Genomic DNA, 6953 nt, shown 5'->3' with positions numbered 1-6953 from the left:
CATAACGTATTGCTAAGGTTAACCGATCCTTGTGGCTTCTAACTTCCAGCACCTACAACCATTGTGCCCTACAACCTGTTTTTACACTCTGGGGTACTTGCAGAAAAACACGATAGTTCAAAAAATATCGACAAAGTAATCAAAGAAACAAACCTTGATACCGGTATTTCGATAACTTTAGGTGGCATAATCACGTTAGCTATCTTATCAACAGCCTCTGTGGCATTTTATGGTACCGATGCAGGTAAAATTTCAGCGGCCAATATGGCTGTGCAGCTTGAGCCCCTTCTAGGTGGTATGGCTCATTATTTCTTTGCTATCGGTTTATGTGCAGCTGGACTTACTAGCGCAATAACTGCACCGCTTGCGGGTGCTTACGCTGTTTGCGGCATGCTTGGTTGGTCAACACAAATGAGTGATACACGTTTTAAACTGGTTGCTATCACTATCCTTGTTTTCGGTGCACTGGTCGCATCGCTTGGGCTTGATCCGGTTGCGGTTATCATCTTTGCGCAAGCTGCCAATGGATTATTACTTCCAATTGTTACCTGTTACCTTGTTTGGTTAGTGAATCAAAAATCGGTGATGAAAGGATACACTAATTCGCTTTTACTTAACCTTGTAATTGTGCCAGTAATACTGCTTATATTTAGCCTTAGCCTTTATAAACTAAGCAATCTAATTTTTTAGCTTTTAGTTTGAAAATATGTATTAAAAAAAGGCCGCAAATTTGCGGCCTTTTTATATGTTGAGCACTTATTTAGTATAAGCGCGTGGCATCGCTGAATCAGTTGTATAACGATCGCGTAGTTTGTCTTGACGCGCTTCGGTTGAAACCTCTTCACCGTTGATCCACATTTTGCTTACGTGTGAGTTAAGCTCAAATGGATCAGCAGACCACATAACTAGGTTTGCACGTTTACCTTTGGCAATTGCGCCTGAGTTTAAACCAAAAACATCAGCAATATTGCTGGTAACTGCGCTAAGTGCACCTTGTTGGCTCATACCGTATGACACAGCATTACCTGCATCAAAACGTAATTGGTATACATTGTGGCTTGAGTCACCAGCAACACCAATAATGACTTTTACACCCGCTTTTTCAAGCTTACCTGCGTTAGCAAGATTTGCATGCATAGAGTCAAAGCTACCCGGTAAGTTAGCCATAGAGCTGATGATCACAGGTACATCAGCTTTAGCTAATGTATCAGCAACCACAACAGCATCATCACCGCCATGAATCACTAAATTGATGCCATAGCTTTCTTTTAACTTAACAAGTTCATAGATGTCTGATGCGCGTTGAACACTGGCAATCAACGGCATATCACCCGAAAGCACAGCAGCTATAACTTTTTGCTCTGTTGATGGCTCTTTTTTGTCATCTTTTTTAGCTGACTTTTCGCCTTCAAGCTTGTCGATAAGAGTTTTCATCGACATAGCACGTGAGCCTTTACTCTTTTCACCTAAGTGAACAACAAGTGCAACTTGCTTTTTATTTACGCTTTCAAAGCTGCCTGATAGATCAACGACAGATGCAAGACCCGCAAAGATACTGTCACCACCGTTTGGTACAATCACATCTTGAGTAATACCGCCCTTGCGTGCATAAGGAATTAAGCTACTGCGTGGGTTGAATGCAAGGCTTGGATCAAAGTCAATGCCTGCTTTGTCGTCACCACCATCACGCGAACCTGCAACAGCACCCACTTCCACTAAGCCTAATTGGTTCATAGTACCAATAAAGCCTGCAGTCACGATTTGGCCTTTTGCATCAATGGTAGTATCCGCGTTGACAGTCGCTGGGTTAATAGCAACAATTTTGCCATCTTCAATAACAACGCTTGCGCCTTCAAGTACGCCTTGCTCTGTTGAAGTGTGTAGTGTTGCATTGACAATCGCTACCGATGCAGCACTTGCTGTCGCAGAAAATAAGCCAGCAGCAACAAGTGACAGCTTTAATGATTTAGTTAATTTTGTCATCAATGTTACTCCTATTTTTGACCTAGCATGAAATCACTTTGTGCTTGGTATTTATCATCGTTACGATCATAAACTTTGGCACCATCGATAAATACTTGTTCAGCTTTCGCATAAACACTGAATGGGTTTTGGTTCCAAATAACCACATCAGCTTGCTTACCTGCTTCAAGTGAACCTGTTTTATCATCAATACCTAGCGATTTAGCCGCGTTTGAAGTGATCCACTTAATTGCGTGTTGCTCAGAGATGTCGTAACCCACATCATTCGCGCGATACATCACTTTACCGGCTTCTTGATTTAAGCGTTGAATCGTTGTATCAGAATCAGAGTGAACAACGGCACATGAATTTTTAACAGCATCTACAATTGCTACGTTTTCTTGAACCATGTCGTAGGCTTCCATTTTAAAGCCCCACCAATCTGGCCAAAGTGCCGCACAGTTACCGTTTTCAGCAAGTAAGTCAGCAATTTTGTATGCTTCAACACCGTGATGGAAAGTACCTGAGTGATAACCAAACTCTTTACCGAGGTCGATCATCATGGCCATTTCTTCTGCTTTATAACAGTGGTTATGGATTAATATGTCACCTTCTAACACACCTGCTAGCGTATCTAGCTTGATGTCGCGGTGAGGTGCTGCAGGGTTTTTACCTGCGGCATAATCACTTTCGTATTTATCCCATTCACGTTTGTATTCAGTCGCTTCAATCCACGCTGTGCGGTAGCCCGCCATGTTACCCATACGCGTTGATGGTAAAACACCTTTGCGGCCATAAACACGTTTCGGGTTTTCACCACATGCCATTTTTAAACCATATGGTGCTTCAGGAAACTTCATACCTTGCATCGTGTGCGAAGGAATATTTTTAAGCGTTACACCGCGGCCACCAATTAAGTTTGCTGAACCTGGTAGAATTTGTAATGACGTAATACCGCCTTCACGTGCACGGTTAAAGCCAGGATCTTGCGGCCATACTGAATGCTCAACCCATACTTCTGCAGTCACAGGGCTGGTCATTTCATTACCATCTTGGTGAGATGCCACTGATGGAGTTGGGTATGCACCTAAATGTGAATGCACGTCAATAATACCCGGTGTTACCCATTTACCTTCTGCATCAATTGTTTTATCAGCTTGTACAGATAGGTCTTTACCTACTTGTTGGACTTTGCCATCTACAAAGAATACATCTGCGTCATCTAAACGCTCGCCTGTGCCGGTTAAAACAGTGGCATTAGTGATTAACGTACTTTGTGATGCAAGTGGCTGATAAGTGCTTGGGTATGGGTTTTTGTTAATTGAGACTTTTGGATCTTGTGGGCCATTGTCTTGGCAGCCCGCTAACGCGACACCAAGCGCCATAACCAACAAGGATGGTGCAAATTTTTGCATTCTTACGTTCCTCTTTTTTATTATTTAATTACTTTAACTAATTGTTAATTCTAATGCGAGTAAACGAGGCCAGTCACCAATATTCAAGACGAATAACCAGCCTCACAGAGCACTATTTCTTTATGTAGTTGTTATATAACTGCTCTAACGCACCTTCGGTAGTTAAGCTCGGATCTTTGTTGATAAAATGTTTCACAGTTCGAGTTACAAAGTCTGAGTTTTGCTTGTGCTGCTTGGCAAAGCTTTTAATCAGTGAATCTGCATCGTTAGCTGCGGTTATTTTTTCGTGTCGATGGCGGTATTGACTCAATGCACGGTTAAAATCACCATTATAATCTTCGACCACCAGCTTATAGAATTCTGTTCTGTCGACTTGTAAATCATTAATGCAGTAATTAAGCGCGTCTTTAAAGTCATAAAAGACTTTGCCTTGCACATCAAATTCGGCACGCTTCTCACGAATAGTGACACTGGCATCTTCAGTTGCATAACTATAACCTTGAAATGCTAATCGCTCTGCCGCCTCTGCACCTAACTTCATGCCTGCTTTAATACTGTGCACAAACTCATCACTCATATCGTGAAGTTCACTTTCATGCCACATGTGATAAATTCTCAGCGCTTTTGCATATTTTGCAGAAAGTTTCTTTTTTAGCTTTGTCACTCGCCCATCAATAGTTAGCACTCGTTCGTTATGCAGTAATGCAAAGCACTCATAACATGCTGGAATTGATATAAATTCGGCCTCTTCGCCTAAATCTATAATGCTTTGCAGCATATGCAGTGGCGGACAAAAATCTCGCTCAGTTGCTTCACAACCACAATAAAAACATTGATTAAAGTGTTTTGATTCAGATGCATAGGCTTGTTGATAATAGCCTGCTAATTTTGTGGTCACTGATGCTCCTTATACTCTGAATAGTCTTTTTAAGAAAAGCTAGAGTTAATACTTAAATGTAACAGCCACGTAAATATCAAGTCTTAAATACGAGCTAATACAGGATTTTTAAAAATTAATTAAAAAATTTTAAGGCTAATTGTGTCAACATTCACACTTTAAAATAGCACTTATCAAGCGGTTAGTTTTGTTTGTTCACATCTACATACTTACTTACATCTTATCGATTTTCATTAACAGCAATTGTTTTTGTTTAGCGTAATACTTTAAATGTGCCCAGCAAACAGGAAGTGTGCAGTATCCATAATAGCCAGGTCGCACAAATGTTACGTTATAGACAACAACTGGAGAGAAAGATGAATACGTTAACTACAGCACTAGGTACAGCAATAATTTTAGGTTCTTCACTAGCAGCAACTGATGCAAGTGCAGCCCAATTTGTCGCAGCAGATAACTCAGTTGGCACTCAAGCGTGTATGGCTATTGCATCAAATAAGCCACTCAATGTAATCGGAACTATGCGCGATTTACGCTTAAGTAAACGAGTAATGACAGAAAAACTATTTTGCAATGATATGCCAACTAATAAGTTTGTTAGCACTTATGGGTTGCATAACTCTGCGAAATACTTAAATTTTGACATAGCAACAAAAACCAGTATTCAAGATATCGCTAACGTATCTGATGACACTGTGATTGTAATTGCAGGCTCAAAATAATGATGAATACACAGTAGCAGGTCTTTGAAGGCCTGCTACAAATTCCTTCTTCATTAGACTAGCGCAGCTATCAGGCCAAATAAGCCGCCAAACACCCCACCCCAAATTACTAACCAACCTAAATGTTCTTTGATCATGGTTTGAATAATATCTTTTACCATGGTTGGTGTAAGCTCATTCAATCGTTCATCAACTAAACGCTCAACTGTACTGTGTAATGAGCCACCAAGGTTAGATTTTGCAAATAGCTTTTCATCAAGAATGGTTTTAAATTCGTCGCTCTTCGAAATATCAATAACCGCCGCTTTCATTTTTTCAATGAAAGGTTCGCGCATTGGCTCGAGCGCATCACGGCCACCAAACATCGACAGCATGCCACCAAATTGAGAGTTTTCGATAACCTCAATTAAAGAGTCATAAGCCGGACTTAAATTAACTTCACTGATCACAGGCTCTAAATCAATATTCGGTTTAGCGAGCGCCATGACCTGATCGATTTTTTCTTCAGCGAAGAACTCGGTCATTACCAAGTTACGAATCGCCACCTTAAAAGACGCAAACTTTAATGTTATAACACCAGAGCCGTATAAAAATGGTACTTTTTCGAATAGCATGTGAATAGCAAGCCAGTTTGTTACTGCGCCCGATAACGCAAATAAACCAACAGAAAGCACAATTGCTTGTTCAAATAAAAATCCGACTAATACTAAGGCAAGTGCCACAAAGTTAGTAATGAGACTTTTATTCATCTGACCCCTCATAAATACTTCGATAAACTTTAACAATATTAACGCTATGGGTTTGTTAATTCATCGTCTTTTTGCCATAGTTTAATTATATGGTTAAAAGGTGAACAAAATTATGTGGAATTCGGTGAATGAACAGATTAGCCAAGCGATGCATTTTGATTTTAAGCATACCTTTAAGCGCCAATTACAATCACCCAATAACGATAAATACTTCCAAATTGGCGATGATTTACACCACTTCTTTGTGAAAGTCGCTCACTTAAGTGATCTGGAGCGCTTAGAGTGCGAAGCCTTTAATCTAGAGCTGTTAACTCAAGAAAGCTTATTTATGATCCCAGATTGCATCACCACAGGTTGCAATATTGAGTTTTCATTTATCGTGCTTGAATGGTTAGAACTTGATAAACAGCCCCATACCAATTGGCATGAAATGGGAGAACACCTTGCTCATTTACACCAAAAGCATACCCAAGCCATGTTCGGCTTAGATAACGACAACTTCCTTGGCCCTACTCTACAACCAAATCGTTGGCACAAAAAATGGGATGTATTTTTTGCTGAAGAACGCATTGGTTGGCAATTGCAGTTATTACAAGAAAAAGGCATTGAGCTTGTTAATCAAGACACCTTCATCGCTTTTGTTAAAGACGCACTGCATAGCCATATTGTAGAGCCTTCGTTATTACACGGTGACTTTTGGCGTCGAAATATGGGCTTTTATAATAATGTGCCCAGTGTGTTTGCACCCTGCTTGTTATTATGGTGATCGGGAATGCGATATCGCAATGAGTGAGCTTTATGCACCACTTCCCGATAGCTTTTATGACGCCTATAACGATATCTACCCATTGCAGGTAGGCTACGAGCAACGTAGAGCCATCTACCAACTATACCCTATGCTCAATAATGCCAATATCTTTGCAGGGCACTATCTTACTGAAGCAAAACAACAAATTGATCAGCTCCTGAAATAAGCTAAAAATCACTGTAAAAGGAATGTCACAAACCGCTAAACACAGCTATATTTAGCTTATAAAGCGTATTAATAAAGATGCTAACCGAATTGGTAGCACTACGCTTAAATAAATTCGGTTAGTGAGTTATATCAATCTAATTAAATCTAGATTCATTTTTGATGAGTTAGGGTCTAATGAAGATTGCAATTTAACGAACTCAGGCATGCCTGATTAAGGTAAAAGCTGATGAAATG

The 6953-nt window shown here is 40.2% G+C and carries 5 protein-coding genes and 2 pseudogenes; 3 read left to right on the top strand and 4 right to left on the bottom strand.

Annotated features, from left to right (window positions below):
- Positions 1-54 precede the first annotated feature (54 nt).
- A pseudogene (locus ACXAC4_RS20085) lies at positions 55-690 on the top strand (NRAMP family divalent metal transporter); the annotation flags it as partial.
- A 66-nt stretch (positions 691-756) separates the two neighbouring features.
- On the opposite strand, the gene ACXAC4_RS20080 reads toward ACXAC4_RS20085, so the two are convergent.
- From ACXAC4_RS20080 to ACXAC4_RS20070, 3 genes are all read right to left on the bottom strand, one after another.
- Complete coding sequence (locus ACXAC4_RS20080; RefSeq protein WP_138601853.1) at positions 757-1983, bottom strand: amidohydrolase family protein; 1227 nt, start codon at positions 1981-1983, stop codon at positions 757-759.
- An 11-nt stretch (positions 1984-1994) separates the two neighbouring features.
- Positions 1995-3377 carry an amidohydrolase gene (locus ACXAC4_RS20075; RefSeq protein WP_300418880.1) on the bottom strand — a complete coding sequence of 461 codons (1383 nt, stop codon included), beginning with the start codon at positions 3375-3377 and terminating at the stop codon, positions 1995-1997.
- Positions 3378-3489: 112 nt separating this feature from the next.
- Positions 3490-4275 (bottom strand): hypothetical protein, encoded by a 786-nt coding sequence (locus tag ACXAC4_RS20070; protein WP_138601849.1) that lies wholly within the window; start codon positions 4273-4275, stop codon positions 3490-3492.
- 356 nt (positions 4276-4631) lie between these two features.
- On the opposite strand from ACXAC4_RS20070, the gene ACXAC4_RS20065 reads away from it, so the two are divergent.
- Positions 4632-4994, top strand: a complete 363-nt coding sequence (locus tag ACXAC4_RS20065; protein ID WP_054554737.1) for a DUF3718 domain-containing protein — start codon at positions 4632-4634, stop codon at positions 4992-4994.
- A 53-nt stretch (positions 4995-5047) separates the two neighbouring features.
- Here ACXAC4_RS20065 and ACXAC4_RS20060 read toward each other — a convergent pair whose 3' ends face one another.
- Positions 5048-5743 carry a DUF445 domain-containing protein gene (locus ACXAC4_RS20060; protein WP_475164955.1) on the bottom strand — a complete coding sequence of 232 codons (696 nt, stop codon included), beginning with the start codon at positions 5741-5743 and terminating at the stop codon, positions 5048-5050.
- 112 nt (positions 5744-5855) lie between these two features.
- Between ACXAC4_RS20060 and ACXAC4_RS20055 the strand changes: the two are divergent.
- Positions 5856-6717 (top strand): annotated as a pseudogene (locus ACXAC4_RS20055) (fructosamine kinase family protein).
- The last annotated feature ends 236 nt before the right edge of the window (positions 6718-6953 follow it).

It is taken from the genome of Pseudoalteromonas sp. AWM4_233 (assembly GCF_056158285.1).
Note: the sequence above shows the minus strand (reverse complement) of the source record. Positions and strands in the feature narration are given on the sequence as shown.